We start from the raw sequence: 18487 nt of genomic DNA, 5'->3' as shown, positions 1-18487 counted from the left end.
GGGGATGCGCTACGGCATCAACCTCGTCGGGCAGGCGGCCGGCCGCGGGATCTACCTGCTGGCGGGCTTCGCGGCCTTCGTGATGGTCGCGAAGGTCGCCGGGCCGGTGGTGCTCGGCCATTACGGCATCGCGCTCGCCGCCCTGGCGATCGCCCTGATGGCCGCCGACTTCGGCACGACGCTGACCTTCGCCGCCCGCATCGGCGCCTGCGAGCCCGACGCGCGGGCCGCCGCCCTCGCCGCGATGCTCTCCGCCCGGCTGATCCTCGGGGCGGGAACGGGCCTCGCGCTGCTCTGCGCCCTGCCGCTGCTGCCGGCGCCGACGCGGCCCGCGCTGACGCTGGCGGCGCTCGCCATGCCGCTCGTGGCCGCCCGCTTCCTCGACGCGCTGTTCCAGGTCTGCGGCCGGCCCGGCTGGTCGGCCTATCCCTCCCTCGCCAACGCCGCCGTGCTGGTCGTCGGGACCGCGCTGGCGCTCTCCCTCGACGCGCCGGAGGCGGTGTTGCCCCTGGTCGCGGTGGCGGCCGGGACGGCCTACGGCGCCATCGCCCTGGTGCTCGCCGGACGGCTCGTGCCGCTGCGCGTCGCCGCTCTTACGGACGGCCTCGCCACGATCCGCGGGGCGGCCGGCGTCGGCGTCTCGAACGCGCTCGGCACGCTCAACGCTCGCATCGGCCTGCTCGCGCTCGCCGCCTTCGCGGGGGCGGCCGAGGTCGGGCTGTTCACCGCCGGCTACCGCTTCTTCGAGCTCGGGGTCGCCGTCGCGATCACCTTGGCCGCGCCGCTGCTGCCGGTGTTCGGGCGCGCCGTCGGCGCCGGCACCCTGCCGGCGCAGACCCGCCTTGCGCTGCGCCTCGTCCTGTCCGTCGCCGGCCCCGGCGTGATCGCGGCCTGGGTGCTGGCCGACCCGCTGGTCCGCCTGCTGTTCGGGCCGGACTACGCGGCCAGCGTGCCGGTCCTGCGCATCGCCGCGCTGATGGCGGCGGCGATGATCGCCGCGACGATCCTGTTCTCGGCCCTGGTCGCGCTCGGCCGCACCGGCTTCGCGGTGCCGTTCAGCGCCGCCGGCTGCGCGGTGAACGCCGTCCTCTGCCTCGTGCTGGTGCCGCGGGCCGGCGCGACGGGCGCCGCGCTCGCGGCGCTCGCCGCCGAGTTCGCGATGCTCGCGGTGGTTGTGTTCGCGTTCCGCCGGTCCGTCGGGGCACCGCTCCTGCCCCGCGACTGGCCGGCGATCCTGGTGCCGACCCTCGCCATGGCGACCTGCGTCCTCGCGAGCCCGGCCGCCCTCGCCCCCGTCGCCCTGCCGGCCGGCGCGCTGCTCGCGCTCGCCGGCGGCCTTTGGCTGCGCCCGCGCGATCCCCTCGCCGGCCCCTCCCTCACCAGCCCGCAATTCTCCAGCCCGCAATTCTCCAGCCGGCAACTCTCCAGCCCGCAACTCTCCAGCCCGCAACTCTCCAGCCCGGAAGCCTCGTCATGACGCCGGACACGCCCGCCGACACCCCGATCCTGTCGGTGATCATCCCGACCTACGGCCGCGCCGAGACCTTGCGGCTGACCCTCGCCGCCTTCGATCGCCAGGAGACGGAAGCCGCCTTCGAGATCGTGGTCTGCGACGACGGCTCCCTCGACGGCACCGGCGCGGTGATCAGCCGGGCGGTCGCGACCGCTCGGCGGCCGGTGGTGCACCTGCGCCAGGAGAACGCGGGGGCGAACGCCGCCCGCAACCGGTCGATTGAGGCCGCCCGCGGCACGCGCCTGCTCGTCGTCAACGACGACACAATCCCCGGCCCGAACCTCGTCGCGGCGCACCTGGCGGCCCACGCCCGGCGGGGGGGGCGCGAGACGGCGATCCTCGGGCGGATGACGATCGACCCGGCGCTGCCGTTCTCGCCGTTCGCGGCGCTCCACCACGACGCCTCCTACGACGCGCTCGCCGGCAAGGTCGAGCTCGGCTGGGACGCGTTCCTGACCTGCAACGTCAGCGTCGATGCCGGCTTTCTGCGCGAGGCCGGCGGCTTCGATCAGCAGTTGACCTGGCACGAGGACATCGAGCTCGGCGAGCGGCTGGCGCGGCGCGGGATGCGCCTGTTCTACGAGCCGCAGGCGCTGGCCTACCACCACCACTTCCTCGACGAGGCGGCCTACTTGGCGATCGCCGAGCGCGAGGGGGCGGCCCTGGTGCTGTGGTACCGCAAGCGCCCCGACCTCGCCCTGGACCTCGCCCGCCTCGGGCTCGTCGGCCCAGAACCCTTCGGTCGCGCGCGCCGCCACGCGCTGGCCGACCTCGTGATGCCGGAGGTCGCCCTGCCCGGCTGGCGCGCGGCGGCGCGCTCGCTCACCCGCCTCAGCCCGGCCGCCGGGCGGACGGTGTGGCGGCGGCTGTTCCAGCGCCGCAAGCGGCTCGCCATCGCCCGCGCTTTCGCGGAGGCCGCATGAGCATCCGCCTCCGGGCGACGGCGATCGTCGCGCTCCTGCCTATGCTGGCGGCCTCCACCGCCTGCCAGCCGGCGGAGCCCCCCAGCCTGCAGCGCATCCTCGTCGACCCGGCGGGCGCGACGATGCCCGGCTACCGGACGGTGGCGGCACTGTCCGCCGTGCCCTTCGCGAGCCTGGCGGCCGGCAGCGCGGTGCTGGTCAAGGGCGGCCGCTTCGACGGCGTGGTCGTCGTCAGCGCCCGCGGCACCGCCGAGGCGCCGGTGACGGTGGCTGCTGTGCCCGGCACCGAGCCGGTGCTGTCGAACTCGGTGGTGTTCGAGGACGCGGCCTACGTCACCGTGTCCGGGCTGACGGTGCGGGGGGCGGTGAATTCCGGCTTCATCCTGCGCCGGGGCAGCCACCACGTCACCGTCCGGGATTCGGCGGTGGACGCCTCGGGGCTGGGCATCTGGATCGGCGACGGCTCCGGGGCGGGGCACCGCATCCTCGGCAACCGGCTCACCGGCAACAAGACCCACGGCATCGCCGTGGACGTGATCAACGCGCCCCCCGACGACCCGACGATCATCGCGAGCAACACGGTCTCCGGCAGCGGCATCCACGGGATGGAGATCAACGGGTCGGGCTACGTCGTCGAGGGCAACCGGGTCCACGACAACGGCGTCTCGATGTCGGGCACCTCGGGCATCCACGTCTACGCCAAGGATGCGGGGCAGGACGCGGGCGACCGCAACACCATCCGCTACAACGTCGTCACCGGGCAGCGGGAGACCACGGGCCAGGACGGCAACGGCATCCAGGTCGATCAGTGGTGCGACGACAACCTCGTCGCCTTCAACGTGACGACCGGCAACGACGGCGCCGGCATCAACCTGTTCGACGCCGGCCGGACCCTCGTGTCCAACAACACCGTCGTCGGCAACATGGCCGATTCCGGCGGGCGGCACGCCTACAAGGGCGAGATCGTGCTGGCCAGCGACTACACGAAGCAGGTCGGCCGCACGGTCGACAACCGGGTGCTCAACAACATCGTGGTGGCGACGCGGGGCGGCGTCGCCTCCATCGTCGTCGAGGCGACGAGCACCGGCCGCGGCAACGCCATCGGCCCCAACCTGCTGCGGCACGCGCCCGGCGGCTGGCTCTACGCCTACGGCGCCGCACGCACCGACGACGGCGCGTCGCTGCCGCTGGGAGCGCCCGCGACGGACCTCACCGAGGCGCCGGCCTTCGCCGACCCCACGAAGCCCTTCGCGAACGGCTTCGCGCTGACGCGTGCGCTTTCGCGTCCCGGCATCCCGCTCGGTGCGACGCGCGACCTGATCGGCCGCCCCTACGCCCCCAACGAGGCCCCAACCTTCGGCGCCTATCGGAGCCCGTGACATGACCCGGATCGGAATCGACGCCCACGTCCTCGTCGGCAAGATGCAGGGCAGCCGCACCTGGCTCGTCAACGTGGTCGGCCGCGCGGTCGCGCGCCACCCGGACGCCACCTACGTGATCTATTCCGACGACCCCGCGCGCGCCGCGACGATGATTGCGGGCGCAAACGTCGAGCACGTCCGGCTGCCGCGTGTGCCCCGCGCCCTGCGGTTGCTGGCGGTCTGGCCCTGGCTCGTGCACCGCGACCGGATCGACGCCCTGCTGACCACCTACATCGCGCCGCCGCTGGTGCCGGGCGCGCGCCAGGTCGTCGTCGTCCACGACATCCTGTTCGAGACCCATCCGGCGTTCTTCGCCTTCGGCATGCGCTGGCGCACCCGCCTGCTGACGCGGATCAGTGCCAAGCGCGCCCGCCTCGTCGTGACGATCTCGCGCTACAGCCGCGATTCGATCGCCCGGACCTACCGGATCGATCCGGACCGCATCGTCGAGGTCCGCTGCGGGACGAGTCCGCCCCGCACCGGGGCGATCACCCGGTCGCCGATCCGCGACGGGCGCCCCTACCTGATGATGGTCGGGCGGCTGGAGCCGCGGAAGAACCTCGCGCTGACGCTGGACGCCTTCGCGCGGCTCAGCCCCGGCGCCGCCCGCCTCGTGGTGGTGGGCAAGCCCGACGGGGAGAACCCGGAGACGCTGGCGCGGCTCTCGTCCATGGCGGACGTGGTGCACGTGGCCGGAATCGACGACCGCGGCCTCGGCGACCTCTACGCCAACGCCGCCGCCCTGGTGTTCCCGAGCGCCGGCGAGGGCTGGGGCATCCCGGTTCTGGAGAGCCTGGCGCTCGGCACGCCGGTGATCGCCTCGAACGTCACCGCCATCCCCGAATCGGGCGGCGACGCGGCGAGCTACTTCGACCTCGACGCGCCGGACCGCATCGAGCGCCTCGCCGCCCTGATGCAGGCGGCGGTGGAGGGGCGCCTGCCTTTCGACGCGGCCCGCGCCCGCGCCCACGTCGCCCGCCACGACTGGGACGGCCCGGCCACCGCCTTCGTGGACGCGATGCGCCGCGCCTTCCCGGCCCGCGAAGCGGCGGCGGAGCCCGTGCGCGGATTGGTGAAGTCGCACTGAGGGACCCACCATCCCGGGCCCCCAAGAGGCCGAGGGGGCCGGCCCCCTCGGTCATCCGCGATGGAACGTCCAGCCGAACTCCGACAGCAGGAGGCGGGCGGCGGCCGCGTCGTCGGCGAAGCGCAGGCGCCCGCGGCCGCTCGCGATCAGGGCGGGGTCGCGGTCCGGCGCGAAGCCATGGTCCGTCGCCTCGCCGGCGCGTTCGAGCGCGATCGCCAGGGCGGCGCGCGGGAAGCTGCCGTCGGGACCGGTCGGCGTGCGGGCGGCGGCGCGGAGCAGGGGCGGCGCGTCCAGGGCGACCTCGGGTCCGACCAGGGCGCGGGCGGCCGCGCGCAGGTGCGGCAGGCCGATGGCGTCGTCGCCCGCCGTGCCGGCGGCCGCCCAGGCCTCCGCCACGAGGCGGTCGGCGAGGCCCGGCAGGCCTCGACACAGCGTCGCCGCCGCGCTGCGGCCGATCTTCGAGATCGCGGCCGCGCGCCGGGCGACGACCGCCTCCAAGGCGGCGGCGGTCTCCGATTCGGAGAGCAACGGGATCGGGACCGCCTGCGCCCCGGCGACGCTTTTGGGCGCGCCCGCGACCAGCCAGCCGAGCTGCGGCATCCCGGCCGCGAGATGCGCGAGCGCCCGCAGGAAGTTGGGCTCGGCGACCGCCCCGATATCGGTGAGAACGATGGCGACGGGGCCGGAAACATCCCTGGCGTCAAGGCCTTCGGCCAGGATCTCGGTGAGACGCGCGAAGGTGGTCTCGGGCGTGCAGCGCAGGCCGAGCACGCGGGTCCGGCGCGCCAGCGCGTCGGCGACGGCGGCGGCGATCGCGGTGCTGCCGCTGCCCGACGGGCCGGACAGGCACACCGGCTGCCGCGCTTCGGTCACCAGGACCCGGATCCGCCAGACGAGCGCATCGCGGCCGACGAGCCCGGACGCGTGGCGGGCTTCGGCGTCGCGCGGGCGGATCGTGCCGGAGCGGTTCGGCCGGATGAGGTCTCGGGCTGTCGCGAGCATCAGGGAGCGTTCCGATTCGGGCCGCCGGCGGCGGTCCCGAACCAGAGTGGCGGCAGAGGGTGAAGGTGATATTAACCCTGGGTTGTATTTAGCGCACCGGTTCCCGCGCTCATGGGCCAGGTCAGCCCGCGATGCCGGTCAGCCATTTCAGGGTGATCAGGGTGCCGGTCACCGTGAGCGCGCCGCCGATCCGCGTGGCGATCTGGGCGAACGGCATCAGCGCCATCCGGTTGGAGGCCGTGAGGATCGCCACGTCGCCGGTGCCGCCCTGCCCCGAATGGCAGGCGTTCACGATCGCGGTCTCGATCGGGTACATCCCGAGCAGGCGCCCGACGACGAAGCCGGTGCCCATCAGCGTGGTCACGGTGGCGACGATGGTGATCAGGTTGGTGACGGTGAAGGCCGCCATCAGCTTGTCCCACGGGGTGAGCGCGACGCCGATGGCGAAGAGCAGCGGATAGGTCATGCCGGTCTGCACGAACTTGTAGACCACGAAGCCGCCGGCCTGGAGATGGGGCGAGACCGCGCTCGAGAGCTTGGCCAGCACCGCCAGGAACAGCATCGCCACGGGCGCCGGCAGGCCGGTGAGGTGGTGGGCCATCACGCCGAGGAGATAGAGGGTGATCGCGGTGAGCCCGGCGGCGGCGATGGTCGAGACGTCGACCTGGCCGGAATTGGCCTCCTCCTTCGCGACCGCGTCGCCGGGGAGCGTCCCGTCGTGGTCGGGCTGAAGCTTTCCCTCGCCGGTCAGGCCGGGATAGCGCTTGCCGACGAAGTTCAGGGTGCCCGAGAGGATGATCGCCGTGAGGCTGCCGAGCATCACCGGCGGCAGCACCTGGGCGAACACGTCGCCCTGCGGCTGGCCGAGGATCTGGGCGTAGCCGATCGAGAGCGGGATCGCGCCCTCGCCGACGCCGCCGGCCATGATCGGCACGACGATGTAGAAGAAGGTGTGGTGGGCGCCCAGGCCCAGCATCGTCCCGACCAGCGTCCCGACCGCGGCCGCGACAACCGAACCCACCGCCAGCGGCACGAAGATCTTCAGGAACCCCTTGATCAGGACGTCCCGGTCCATCCCGAGGATGGAGCCGACGATGATCGCCGCGATGTAGATGTAGAGGAAGTTGGTGAACTTCGTGAAGTCGACGATCGCCTTCTCGACCTGCGGCGGGATCAACTTGTAATAGACAAGCGCCGACGGCACGAAGGTCGCGAAGATCGCCCCCGCGCCGATGTTGCGCAGGATCGGCAGCCGCTTGCCGATCTCGGCGCAGGTGAAGCCGCCGAGCACCAGCACGGCGATCATCGTCGGGCCGTCGGGGCGGATCTCGCCCTCGGCGGTCAGGATCGCCAGGAGCACCGCGACGATCACATAGATCGGCAGCGGAATGATGCCGATCTGGGTGTCGACCAGCCGCCACCAGCCGAGAGGCCAGAACCGGCGCGACGGCTCCGAGGCCGAGACAGGTCGATCCGCGAGCGGCGGTGAGGTGGGGCGCGTCACGGGGTTTCCTCCGAAGATCCGGCCTCTTGGCGGGCCGGTCCAGTCCTGCCGCCGGCGGCGACCTGCCGGGCGTGCGGCACATCGAGATCGGATCGCGGACGGATGAGACCGCGTTCGGTCCGACTCGGGCGGGCCGGACGTTGCCGGCGACGCTTTGATCTCATCCCGAAGCGGCTTCGAAGGTCAATGCCTCCCGCGCGTGCCGGTGGAGAGACCGCCGCGACTGTCTCAAACCTGCGACGACGCGCACGGCCCGGCACGAAAAAGGCCCGGCTGCGGCAGCCGGGCCTCGATCGTGCCGTGGGTCTCTCGAAGCCCCGCGTCGCGCGGTTCCCTCGGGGACCGCGCGACGTCTCTGCCTGACTTAGAAGTCGCGCTGGACGCGGGCGCGGACCTGGAAGACGTCGTCGCTGCTGGTGGTGCGCACGAACCCGCCGGCGTTGATCGCGGCGACACGGGCGGTCGAGTAGGCGGTCGGATCCTTGTCCTGGTCGATCACGCGGCCGTTCTTGACGCCGATCTGGGTGTAGAAGCCTTCCACACCGATATCGAGGTCCTTGACCGGCGACCAGATCAGGCTCGCGCCGGCGACGAACTGGTAGGTGTCGCGGAGCGCCTGGCTGAGGTTGTAGAAACGGGTGCCCGGGGTGCCGACGGAGTTGCCACCGAAGTTGGTGCCGTTAAGGTTGTTGTAGAGCGTGTAGGCGTTGCCCTGGCCGGCGCGGGCGCCTGCCGAGAACGACTGCTCGCCGTAGGAGCCGAAGAAGGCCGAACGCCACTCAGGCGACCAGTAGTGCAGAAGCGAGGCGACGGCGGTGAAGCTGTCGGAGGTCGAGAGCTGACCGGTGAAGGGGTTGATCGTCGCGTCGGAGAAGAACTGCGCGAACTTCTGGCCCTGGATGGTGGTCGTGCTCTGCGTGAACGAGCCGGTGTACGAGGAGTAGCCGGTGTAGAGCTGCGCACCGTTGCCGTAGGCGCCCTGCAGGTAGAGGGTGTCGCCGGGGGCGATGAACGGCAGGTTGACCTTCACGCCGCCCTGCACGGCGTAGCCGTAGGCGTTGTTGGTGTGGGCGATGCTGACGTTCGTGCCGGCACCGGTGCCGGCGCCAGCAGCGACGTTGCCGACGTTCAGCTCGTGCACGGCGGCCGAGAGCTGGGCAGAGCCCCACGCTGCGTCGTATCGGACAGCGCCGACGAAGTCGGGCATCCGGCTGCGCTCGATCGCATCGATGGTGCTGTAGCGGGTCGGGACCGCACCGGTGTAGCCGATGAACACCGGAACCGGCGAGCTGCCGAGCAGCAGGCCCGAGTTGGCGAGCGCCGAGTTGGTTGCCACGCCGGCAATGTTGATCGACGGCGAGAAGATCGGCGTGCGGCGATAGGCCGGGTCTTCCATCGAGATCGTTGCCGAGAAGCCGTTGCCGAGCGTCGCGGTGTAGGCGGCGAGGTTGGTCGAGGCCATGTCGGAGCCGGCGGTGGCACCGGCGAACTCGAAGTCGTGGGCGTAGAAGTCGAAGAACGACGCGGCGCGACCGGCGGTGAAGCCGGCGAACTGCACGAAGGCCTTGTCGACGTTCGAGTACTGCTGCAGGCGGCCGAAGCCGTCGACGCCAGTGGCGGCGAAGGCCGTGCCCTGGCGCTGCTGGGTCCCGGAGGTGCCGACGCCCGAGTAGCCGGAGCGGCTGCCGGCATCGAGGCGGATGAAGGCGCGGAGCGTGCCGTAGGCGGTCTGGGTGCGGGCATCGACGTTGATGCGCATGCGGCCCTGGTAGCCGGTCAAGTCGCCGTTGCCGGCGGCGCGGGAGTAGCTGGCCTGGTAGCCGGCCTCGAGGCGGGCGCGGCCCGAGAGACGGATGCAGGTGTCGGTGCCGGGGATGTAGAAGAAGCCGGCGCCGTAGGCGGTGCAGACGCGGACGTATTCGATCGGGGCGGCCTTCTTGACCGGCAGATCGGCAGCCTGGGCGCCGGCGACGGCGGCGAAGCCGGCGGCCGAAGCGAGCAGGGTGCTCTTCAAGAGCGACATAGATATCTCCAAAAGCTTCGAGACCCGAGGATCGTACGGTCGCGCGGCCGGGGCCGATCGCGACGTACGTTTCTTGTGCGGCCCGCTTTTTGGGTGCGGGCTCATCGGGCCCGCTTTTGCGATGCCCCCAGTGCCCGATCACTGTGTGCGAACCGGTTCCTCCGAGCAATGTCGAATCGTCCGCCAAGACCTCGTGCGACGCCGCTGTTGCATGACGGCAACGAATCGACTGGCCTTTAGCCAGCTTGCTGACGGATGTAGCAATCTGTTTCGCCCATCCCGTCGCGGAACGCGTCGAAACACAGATCCGGACCGCACTTCGCATTCCGATTGTGCGCAATGTCGTTCGTTCACTCTGCGGCATGCTTCGGATCGTGATCTTGCACGTCGCGTCATGGCCTCACCGCGTTTGGCCCTCGTGGCGTATGGCGGCGAATACCTGATTTCAGCGAGTTAGATGCGAGAACTCAGGCATTTACTAATAATTAAGTTAACTTTATTGTCGAGTAAGAATTGACGATCATAGTCTAGGCCGGCATCTTGGATTCGGTTCAGATGGTGTTGCGTATGATGATTTCCTCTCAAGACATCCGCGAGACCCTCGGCGGGATCGAGTCCCTCTCCGGCCAAGTGGACCGGCTCTCGGACGACGACGATCTGTTCGACAAGGGGCTGTGCTCCTTCGGATCCGTGCAGCTGATGCTGGCGCTCGAGGAGCGCTTCAACATCGAGTTCCCCGATCATCTGCTGAACCGCACCTCGTTCGCGACGATCCGGGCGATCCGCAGCACCGTCACGACGATCGTCGAGCCGGTGGACGCATGAACGCGCTCGCCCAGATGAGCGCGCTCGCCGAACGCATCGCCGCCGACCCCGCCCCGGGCGAAACGATTCCTCCCGAGCCGATTCTCGCCGAATCGCGCCTTCCCGCGCCGACCTTCGCCGAGCGCATGCGCCGGGTGGCGCAGGTGGCGGCGCTCCATGCCGACGCGGTCGACCGCGACGGGCGGTTCCCCGCCGAGGCGGTGGCGGCCCTGCGCGCGGAGCGGCTGCTCGGCATCCAGATTCCCGAGGCCTTCGGCGGCGAGGGCGCCGACATGAGCCGGATGGCGGAAGTGTGCTTCAGCCTGGGGCAGGCCTGCGCCGCCACCGGGATGGTGTTCGCGATGCACCAGATCAAGGTCGCGAGCCTGGTCACCCACGGGGCCGAGAGCCCCTGGCACCGCGCGCTGATGCAGCGGGTGGCGGAGCGGCAGCTGCTCGTCGCCTCGGCGACCACCGAGGGCGGCATCGGCGGCGACCTGCGCAACAGCCTCTGCGCCGTCGAGGCCGAGGGCGACGTGTTCGCCTTCCGCAAGGACGCCACCGTGATCTCCTACGGCGCCCACGCCGACGTGATCCTCGCCACCGGCCGGCGCCATCCCGAGGCCGCCTCCTCCGACCAGGTCCTCGTCGCGTTGACGTCCGACCAGTTCACCCTGGAGCGCACCAGCCGCTGGGACACGCTCGGCATGCGCGGCACCTGCAGCGACGGCTTCGTGCTCGCCGCGCGCGACGTGCCGGTCGCCCAGATCCTGCCCAAGCCCTTCGCCGAGATCGCGGCCCAGTCGATGCTGGCCGCCTCGCACCTCCTGTGGAGCAGCGTCTGGTTCGGGATCGCGAGCCATGCGCTCGACCGGGCGCGGACCTTCGTGCAGGCCGAGGCCCGCCGCCGGCCGGGCACGGTGCCCCCCGGCGCCCTGCGCCTGGCCGAGGCGACGAGTTCGCTGCAGGCGATGAAGGGGACGATCCAGGGCGGCCTGCGCCACTACGAAGAGGCGCAAGGGTCGCCTGCGGCGCTCGGTTCGATCGGCTTCGCGATCGCCCTGAACAACGTCAAGACCACCGCCTCGACCGTGGCGGTGTCCATCGTGCAGGTGGCGCTCGGGATCGTCGGCATCGCCGGCTACAAGAACGGCACCCCGTTCAGCCTCGGCCGGGCGCTGCGCGACGTGCTCTCGGCGCCGCTGATGATCAGCAACGACCGTATCCACAGCAACACGGCCAACCTTCTGCTGGTGCAGAAGGGCGGCGGCACATTCCTGGGCGCGTGATGGACAGCTTGGCCGATCCCACCTCCACGCCGTTCGAGGCGCTGCCGTCCGCCGGGGACGAAGCGGAACCGCGTTCCTTCCTCGACCGCCTGTTCGACCGGGGCCACCTGGTACGCACCGGGATCGACGGCCTCTATGGCCGCGGCGGCGACTTCGAGAGCGTGGTCGAGGCGCTGGACGCCCTCGTCTCCCGCCTCGGCGCGGCCGACGGGGCCGAGCGGATGCGCTTCCCGCCGGGGATGAGCCGCCCGGCCTTCGAGCGCAGCGGCTACCTCAAGGGCTTCCCCAACCTGGCCGGCACCGTGCACAGCTTCTGCGGCGACGAGGCCGCCCATGCGCGTCTCCTCGCCTGCGTCGAGGCCGGAAAGGACTGGACCGAGGACCAGGCCTGCACCGACATCGTGCTGACGCCGGCCGCCTGCTACCCGCTCTATCCGGTGGCCGCCGCCCGCGGTCCCCTCCCCGCCGAAGGCCTGCTGTTCGACCTGCAATCCTACTGCTTCCGCCACGAGCCCTCGGTCGAGCCGACCCGGATGCAGATGTTCCGCATGCGCGAATACGTCCGCATGGGCTCGCCCGAGCAGGTGCTGGCCTTCCGCGAGGTCTGGCTGGAGCGCGGCACCGCGATGATGCGCGACCTCGGCCTGCCGCTGGCGGTCGACCCGGCCAACGACCCCTTCTTCGGGCGCGCCGGGCGGATGCTGGCCAACAACCAGCGCATGCAGGGGCTGAAGTTCGAGCTCAACGTGCCGGTCAACAGCACGGAGCAGCCCACCGCCTGCCTGAGCTTCAACTACCACCAGGACCATTTCGGCAGCACCTGGGAGATCGGCCAGGCCGACGGCGCGGTCGCCCACACGGCTTGCGTCGGGTTCGGCCTGGAGCGGATCACGCTGGCGCTGCTGCGCCACCACGGCCTCGACCTCGCCGCCTGGCCGGCGGACGTGCGCAAGCAGCTCTGGGGCTAGGATCGGTGTCGGCCGCCCTCGCCCTCGTCCACGATGCCGCCCCGGCGCCCGCCTCGCATCCGCTCCACGCCCAGGACCGGACGTGGCCGGAGACCAACTGCTACGTCGACCTCTGGATCGAGCTGCTGCACGGGCGCGGGCTCGAGCCGGAGGCGATGCTCGGCTTCACCCTGCGGCAGGACTTCGAGGGCGACCAGTTCACCTTCTTCAAGCCGTCCATGGCCGACATCGAGGCGCTGTACGGCCTGCGCCTCGAGGAACTCGCCGTCTACGGCGAGCTCGAGCGCCACGCCGCAATCCAGGCCACCCGCGGCTGCCCGGTGCTCGTCGAGGTCGACGCGATCCACCTGCCCGACACCGCCGGCACCACCTACGGCCGCGACCACGCCAAGACGACGATCGCGATCCTCGCGCTCGATGCGCGGCGTCGCACCCTCGACTACCTTCACAATGCCGGCCGCTTCCAGCTCTCCGGCGCCGACTACGACGGGATCTTCGGCCCCACCCTGCTGCCGCCCTACGCCGAGTTCGTGAAGGTGGTGGCCCCGCCCCTGCCACCCGGCGCCCTGCGGACGGCCGCCCGCACGATGCTGGGCGCGCACCGCGCGCGCGCGCCGAAGACGAACCCCGTGCGCGCCTTCCGCGACGCGCTGGCGGGGACCGGAGAGGATCTGGTGCGCCAGCCCCTGTCGGTGTTCCACAGCTACGCCTTCAACACCACGCGCCAGCTCGGGGCGAACTTCGAGCTTCTCGGCAGCCACCTCGCTTGGCTCGACGCCTCGGGCCTCGCCGAACTCGGCGCGACCGCTGAGGCGGCGACGCGCCTGGCGCAGGAGACCAAGGCGTTCCAGTTCCAGCTCGCCCGCGCCTTCGGCCGCCGCAACGCCGCGCCGCTCGCGGCCGCCCTCGAACGCCCGGCCGCGAGCTACGACGCCGTCTTCGCCGCCCTCGACCGCGCCCTGCGCTGAGGGCACGGCGCCGTGGCCCGCCTCCACGCCGTCGACGGCGTCCCGCCCCGCCGGGTCGACGGCCCGTGGCAGCTCGTCGTCACGGCGCCCGGCGCCTGCGCCGGTCCCGGCGACGCGGCGAGTCTTTCGGGCTGGATCCCGGCCGAGGTTCCCGGCACCGCGGCGGCGGCGCTCCGCGCGGCCGGCCTTTGGTCCGAGGCCGCGCCGACGCCGCTCCACGGGTCGGACGTCTGGTACCGCACGACGCTGTCGCTCGACGGCCGCGAATCCCTGCGCTTCGAGGGGCTAGCGACGCTCGCCGAGATCTGGGTCGACGGCACGCTCCGCCTGGAGACGCGCTCGATGTTCCTTGCCTACGCCGTCGAGGTGGACGGCGCCGGCACGGTCGAGCTGGCCCTGTGCTTTCGCGCCCTCCAGGTCGCGCTCGCCCGGCCCAACCGCCGCGGGCGCTGGCGACCGCGGCTGGCGACGCCCGGATCGCTGCGCCACGTCCGCACCAGCCTCCTCGGCTTCATGCCCGGCTGGTGCCCGGCGGTCGACGCCGTCGGCCCCTACCGCCCCGTCACCCGGACCGCGCTCGGCGCCGGCGTCCCGCGCGTGCTGTCGGCCGACCTGCGCGCCGAGCTCGACGGCGGGACCGGCCGGCTGCGGCTCCGCCTCGCCCTGGCCGACGTTCGAGGCTCCCGGCTGACGCTCCGCTGCGCCGGCGCCGCGGCGGTGATCGAGGCCGGCTCCGCGGGCTGCTTCGCCGGCGAGGTCCTGATCCCGGATGTCGCCCCGTGGTGGCCGCACACGCACGGCGAGCCCCGGCTCCATCCGGTCGAGGCCGAGATCGACGGCCACGTGCTGGCGCTCGGCCGCGTCGGCTTTCGCACGATCGCGCTCGCCCGTCCGTTCGCCGAGGGCTTGAGCCTGACGGTCAACGGCGTGCCGGTGTTCTGCCGCGGCGCGTGCTGGACGCCGGCCGACCTCGTCGGCCTTTCCGCCGAGGCTTGCCGCCCGCTGCTGGCGCTGGCGCAGGAGGCCGGCATGAACATGCTGCGGGTGTCCGGCATCACCCTCTACGAGGCGGACGCCTTCTACGACCTGTGCGACGAACGCGGCATCCTGGTGTTCCAGGACCTGATGCTCGCCAACTTCGACTATCCGATCGACGACCCGGCCTTCCGGGACCGGCTGTTCGGCGAGCTCGACGGCTTCCTCGACCGGACGCAGGCCTCGCCCGCGCTCTGCGTCCTGTGCGGCGGCAGCGAGGTCGCGCAGCAGGCGGCGATGCTGGGCTTCCCCCGCGACGCCTGGACCGGCGGGTTGTCGGACGACGTGCTCGCCGCCCGCGTCGCCCGCCTGCGGCCGGACCTCGTTGTGGTGCCGAACTCGCCGTCGGGCGGGGACCTGCCGTTCTCGACCGATGCCGGGCTCGCCCACTATTACGGCGTCGGCGCCTACCGCCGGCCGCTGGAGGATGCGCGCCGCGCCGAGGTCGGCTTCGCCTCGGAATGCCTGGCCTTCGCCAACGTCCCCGACGCCGCGACCCTGCGGGAGGCGAATCTCTGCGACCCCGCGAGCCCGGGCTGGGCCGCCACGGTCCCGCGCGACCGCGGCGCCGACTGGGAGTTCGAGCAGGTCCGCGACCACTACATCCAAGACCTGTTCGGGCTCGATCCCGAGACCCTGCGCCGCGACGACCCGGATCGCTACTGCGCGCTCGCCCGCGCGGCCAGCGCCGAGGTGATGGAGGCGGTGTTCGCCGAGTGGCGCCGGGCGCGCTCGCCCACCGCCGGCGGGCTGGTGTGGTTCTTCCGCGACCTCGCCCCCGGCATCGGCTGGGGCGTCGTCGACGCGGCCGGCCGGCCGAAGTCGGCGTGGTACGCCCTCAAGCGCGCCTTCCGCCCCGTCCAGGTGACGATCTCGGACGAGGGCCTGAACGGCCTCCATCTCCACGTCCACAACGAGACGGCCGCGCCGCTTTCCGCCGTCCTGCGCCTCGTCTTCAGCGATGCCGAGGGGCGCGCCGTGGCGAAGGCAGAGCGTGCGGTCGCGGTCGCACCGCGCGGCTCCGCCACCTGGTCGAGCGCGACGCTGCTCGGGCGCTTCTTCGACGCCACCGGAAGCTACCGCTTCGGCCCGATGGCGCACGCCCTCGCCCATGCGAGCCTGGTCGATGCGGACGCCGACGCCGTCCTCGCCGAGAGCTTCCACTTCCCGCAAGGCCGCGATCCCGTGCCGCGCCCGGTCGGCCTCGCCGCCGCGATCGAACCGGGTGCTGCCGGTCCCGTCCTCCGGGTCTCGGCGGACCGCCACGCGCTCTGCGTGCGCATCGAGACCGAGGCGGGCGCCCGGCCCGCCGACGACGGCTTCCACCTCGCCCCCGGCGCGTCCCGCCGCATCGCCCTCGTCGGCGGCGGGAATCCGCACGGGATCGTTCGCGCCGTGAACACAAACGAGATCGTGAAGTTCTAAGACCTCGATGATGCACGCGCCGCCGCTCCCAAACCCGTCGCCCGCCGAAGCGGAACCGGTCGTCGTCGACGGCCTGTTCGGCTGGTTCAGCCCGGGCACCGCCCTGCGCGGCGTGATCCTGTGCGGGGCGACCGGATTCGAGCAGCTTTCGGCGCACCGCCCGTGGCGGGACCTCGCCGGGCGGATCGCCGCCACCGGCTGCGCGACCCTGCGCTTCGACTATCCGGGCGAGGGCGATTCCACGGATGCCGGCGCCGGCACGCTGGCGGCTTGGCTCGGGGCGATCCGCCGGGCGGTGCGCGTCCTGCGCGAGGAGGCCGGTGCGACGGAGGTCGTCCTCGTCGGCCTGCGGCTCGGGGGAACCCTGGCGGCGCTTGTCGCCGAGGAGGGCGGGATCGACCGGCTCGCGCTGCTGGCGCCGTGCCGGACCGGGCGCGGCTACCTGCGCGAGATGAAGCTGCGGGCGCCCGCGGTGAACCAGCTCTCGGACGGCACCGTGCCGACCGAGCCGCCCGGACACCTGTCGCTCGGCGGCTTCCCGATCGGCCCCGACCTCGCGGCCGACCTCGCGCGGATCGACCTCGCCACGGCGAAGGTCCGCCCGGCGCCCGAAATCCTGATCCTCGGCGCGGAGACCGACGCCCTCGCCAAGCGCTACGCCGCGCTCGGCGCCCATGTGACCTCGGGTGCCCTGCCCGGCCTCGCCCAGCTCGTCGGCAACCCGTTGTTCTCCGAGACGCCGGAGGCGGCCTTCGCCGACGTGGTCGGCTTCGCGACCGCCGGCGCCCTGCCCCGCCCGACGGCGGCGCCCCCGGTCGCGGCGCCGGCAAAGCTCGCCGGCGACGGCTGGCTGGAGGAGGCGGTCCGGTTCGGGCCGGGTCTTTTCGGCGTCCGCGCCCGTCCGGCCGGCTCGGCGACCGGCGCGCCGACGATCCTGTTCGTCGCCGCCGGCCTCAGCGCGCATTCCGGCTGGGGCCGGCAGGCGACGCGGATGGCCCGCGCCCTCGCGGCCGAGGGCGTGCCGTCGCTGCGCGTGGACCTCGCCGGCATCGGCGACAGCGCGGACCGGCCGGGCGGCGCCTCGCCGCTGTTCTCGCCCGACACCCTCCACGACTTCCGCCACGCCCTCGATTACCTGGAGGCGCGGGGCGCCGGACGGGTCGTCCTCGTCGGCAGTTGCAGCGGCGCCTACGCGGCGTTCCAAGCGGCCTGGCGCGACCCGCGCGTCGCCGGGGCGCTCCTGGCCAACCTCTACTGCTTCGACTGGCACCCGGAGGACGACGTCGACGCCGTGGTGCGCCAGACGGTGGGAAGCGCCGCGACCTATGCCGCCCTGCTCCGTCACGGCAGCACGTGGCGTCGCCTGCTCACGGGCCAGGTCGGCGTGCGGGCGATCGGCCGCGTGCTCCTGCGCCGCGGCCTCCGCCTGGCCGACCGCCGCTGGAAGGCCTTGTTCCGTCCGAGGCCCGCCGGCGGCAGCGTCCTGCGACGGATCGGGACGATGCGGAAACGGGGCGCGCATCTGCGCCTCGTCTACACCGCGGGCGATCCGGGCCTGCCCGCCCTGCGCCGCCATGTCGGGCGCACGCCCGAGCGCGCCGCCCGTCGGCTCGGCGCCCCGGTCGCGATCGTCGCAGGCACCGACCACAACCTGTCCACCCCCGCCGCGCAGGCGGAGCTGACCCAGATCCTGAACGACCTCGTCGCCGCCGTCGTCGCGGGCCCCCCCTGACGCCCGATCGGCGTCGCGAAGGCGGCCGAGGAGCCTGCCACGGGGGGCGGCGAGACAACGCAGGCGGGGGGCTTCACAGGGGCCGTCCCGCCACCTACCTTGGGGATCCCAGCAACGAACGAAAGGAGGTGATCCAGTGTCTCATTGTCATCAGCCGCTGTCTTCGGCTTACCGGACCTGGACCGTCGCCTCCGGCGCCTCCTTCTAAGGGCGCCCGGGCACTCTCGGGACAGTTTCGGCCGGACCGCGGTTCGGCAATGGAAGGGCCGCCCTCACGGGCGGCCCTTCGGCTTTTCAAAAGGGGCCGCCTGCGAGGGCGGCCCTTCGTCGTGTCCGACGACCGTGGCTCGCCGCGATCGACGCGCCTCAGCGCTTCTGGAACAACGGCTGGGCCAGCGCCTCGGTGCGGGTGCGCCAGAGGTCGCGCTCCTCGCGCATCGCATCGAGCTCGTCGCGGATCTGGTCGCGCTCGACCCGGAAGTGATCGCGCTCGGCCCGGATTTCGTGAAGGGCGTTCATCTCGATCTGCACGTGGTTGCGCAGCTCGCGGATCTCCTGGGCGAGCAGGGTCTGCAACTCGCCGTGGCGGTCGGATTCGATCCGAAGCTTCGCCTTCAGCATCAGGTTTTCGGCCATCAGCTCGGAGATGTCCTCGGCCTCCGGGTTCGAACGCGGGGCCTCGACCGGCTGCTGCACGATCCGGGGCGACCACGCCGTCTCGGCGGCGCGGGGCTCGGGGCGCGGCGGCTGGCGCGTCTCGGCCTGCGGCTGGAAGGGGGCCTTGGCCTGAGCT

14 protein-coding genes are annotated in these 18487 nt (G+C 72.5%); 10 read left to right on the top strand and 4 right to left on the bottom strand.

Annotated features, from left to right (window positions below; genetic code table 11):
• The first annotated feature begins 4 nt into the window (after positions 1-4).
• From FV226_RS15475 to FV226_RS15460, 4 genes are read left to right on the top strand one after another with little or no spacing between them, the layout of a single operon-like run.
• A complete protein-coding gene (locus FV226_RS15475) occupies positions 5-1477 on the top strand; it encodes a polysaccharide biosynthesis C-terminal domain-containing protein (RefSeq protein WP_246691613.1) in 1473 nt (490 codons plus the stop codon).
• Complete coding sequence (locus FV226_RS15470; RefSeq protein WP_147763607.1) at positions 1474-2436, top strand: glycosyltransferase family A protein; 963 nt, start codon at positions 1474-1476, stop codon at positions 2434-2436. Before FV226_RS15475 ends, FV226_RS15470 begins: the two co-directional genes overlap by 4 nt.
• Positions 2433-3815, top strand: a complete 1383-nt coding sequence (locus FV226_RS15465) for a right-handed parallel beta-helix repeat-containing protein (protein ID WP_147763606.1) — start codon at positions 2433-2435, stop codon at positions 3813-3815. The genes FV226_RS15470 and FV226_RS15465 overlap by 4 nt, the downstream gene beginning before the upstream one ends.
• Before the next feature lies 1 nt (position 3816).
• Complete coding sequence (locus FV226_RS15460) at positions 3817-4944, top strand: glycosyltransferase family 1 protein (RefSeq protein WP_147763605.1); 1128 nt, start codon at positions 3817-3819, stop codon at positions 4942-4944.
• 51 nt (positions 4945-4995) lie between these two features.
• On the opposite strand, the gene FV226_RS15455 is transcribed toward FV226_RS15460, so the two are convergent.
• From FV226_RS15455 to FV226_RS15445, 3 genes are all read right to left on the bottom strand, one after another.
• Positions 4996-5946: a hypothetical protein gene (locus FV226_RS15455; RefSeq protein WP_147763604.1), complete on the bottom strand. Its 951-nt coding sequence runs from the start codon at positions 5944-5946 to the stop codon at positions 4996-4998.
• 121 nt (positions 5947-6067) lie between these two features.
• Positions 6068-7450 (bottom strand): 2-hydroxycarboxylate transporter family protein, encoded by a 1383-nt coding sequence (locus FV226_RS15450; protein ID WP_147763603.1) that lies wholly within the window; start codon positions 7448-7450, stop codon positions 6068-6070.
• 364 nt (positions 7451-7814) lie between these two features.
• On the bottom strand, positions 7815-9473 hold the full coding sequence (locus FV226_RS15445) for a porin (RefSeq protein ID WP_147763602.1): 1659 nt from the start codon (positions 9471-9473) through the stop codon (positions 7815-7817).
• Between the two features lie 570 nt (positions 9474-10043).
• Between FV226_RS15445 and FV226_RS15440 the strand changes: the two genes are divergently transcribed.
• The 6 genes from FV226_RS15440 (at position 10044) to FV226_RS15415 (ending at position 17694) form a co-directional block, all read left to right on the top strand.
• On the top strand, positions 10044-10298 hold the full coding sequence (locus FV226_RS15440; protein ID WP_147754112.1) for an acyl carrier protein: 255 nt from the start codon (positions 10044-10046) through the stop codon (positions 10296-10298).
• 125 nt (positions 10299-10423) lie between these two features.
• Positions 10424-11566 carry an acyl-CoA dehydrogenase family protein gene (locus FV226_RS15435; RefSeq protein ID WP_147763629.1) on the top strand — a complete coding sequence of 381 codons (1143 nt, stop codon included), beginning with the start codon at positions 10424-10426 and terminating at the stop codon, positions 11564-11566.
• A 41-nt stretch (positions 11567-11607) separates the two neighbouring features.
• Complete coding sequence (locus FV226_RS15430) at positions 11608-12534, top strand: amino acid--[acyl-carrier-protein] ligase (protein WP_246685438.1); 927 nt, start codon at positions 11608-11610, stop codon at positions 12532-12534.
• Positions 12535-12539: 5 nt separating this feature from the next.
• Positions 12540-13502, top strand: a complete 963-nt coding sequence (locus tag FV226_RS15425; RefSeq protein WP_147763601.1) for a DUF1839 family protein — start codon at positions 12540-12542, stop codon at positions 13500-13502.
• Positions 13503-13514: 12 nt separating this feature from the next.
• A complete protein-coding gene (locus FV226_RS15420) occupies positions 13515-15962 on the top strand; it encodes a glycoside hydrolase family 2 protein (protein WP_147763600.1) in 2448 nt (815 codons plus the stop codon).
• Positions 15963-15969: 7 nt separating this feature from the next.
• Positions 15970-17694 carry an alpha/beta fold hydrolase gene (locus FV226_RS15415; RefSeq protein WP_147763599.1) on the top strand — a complete coding sequence of 575 codons (1725 nt, stop codon included), beginning with the start codon at positions 15970-15972 and terminating at the stop codon, positions 17692-17694.
• A 366-nt stretch (positions 17695-18060) separates the two neighbouring features.
• Here FV226_RS15415 and FV226_RS28035 read toward each other — a convergent pair.
• On the bottom strand, positions 18061-18487 hold a 427-nt coding region (locus tag FV226_RS28035), incomplete at its 5' end, for an ATPase (RefSeq protein WP_187278768.1).

Origin of the sequence: Methylobacterium sp. WL12 (assembly GCF_008039475.1) — a bacterium.
Lineage (GTDB): Bacteria > Pseudomonadota > Alphaproteobacteria > Rhizobiales > Beijerinckiaceae > Methylobacterium > Methylobacterium cerastii.
This window is presented reverse-complemented; position numbering and strand designations above follow the sequence as displayed.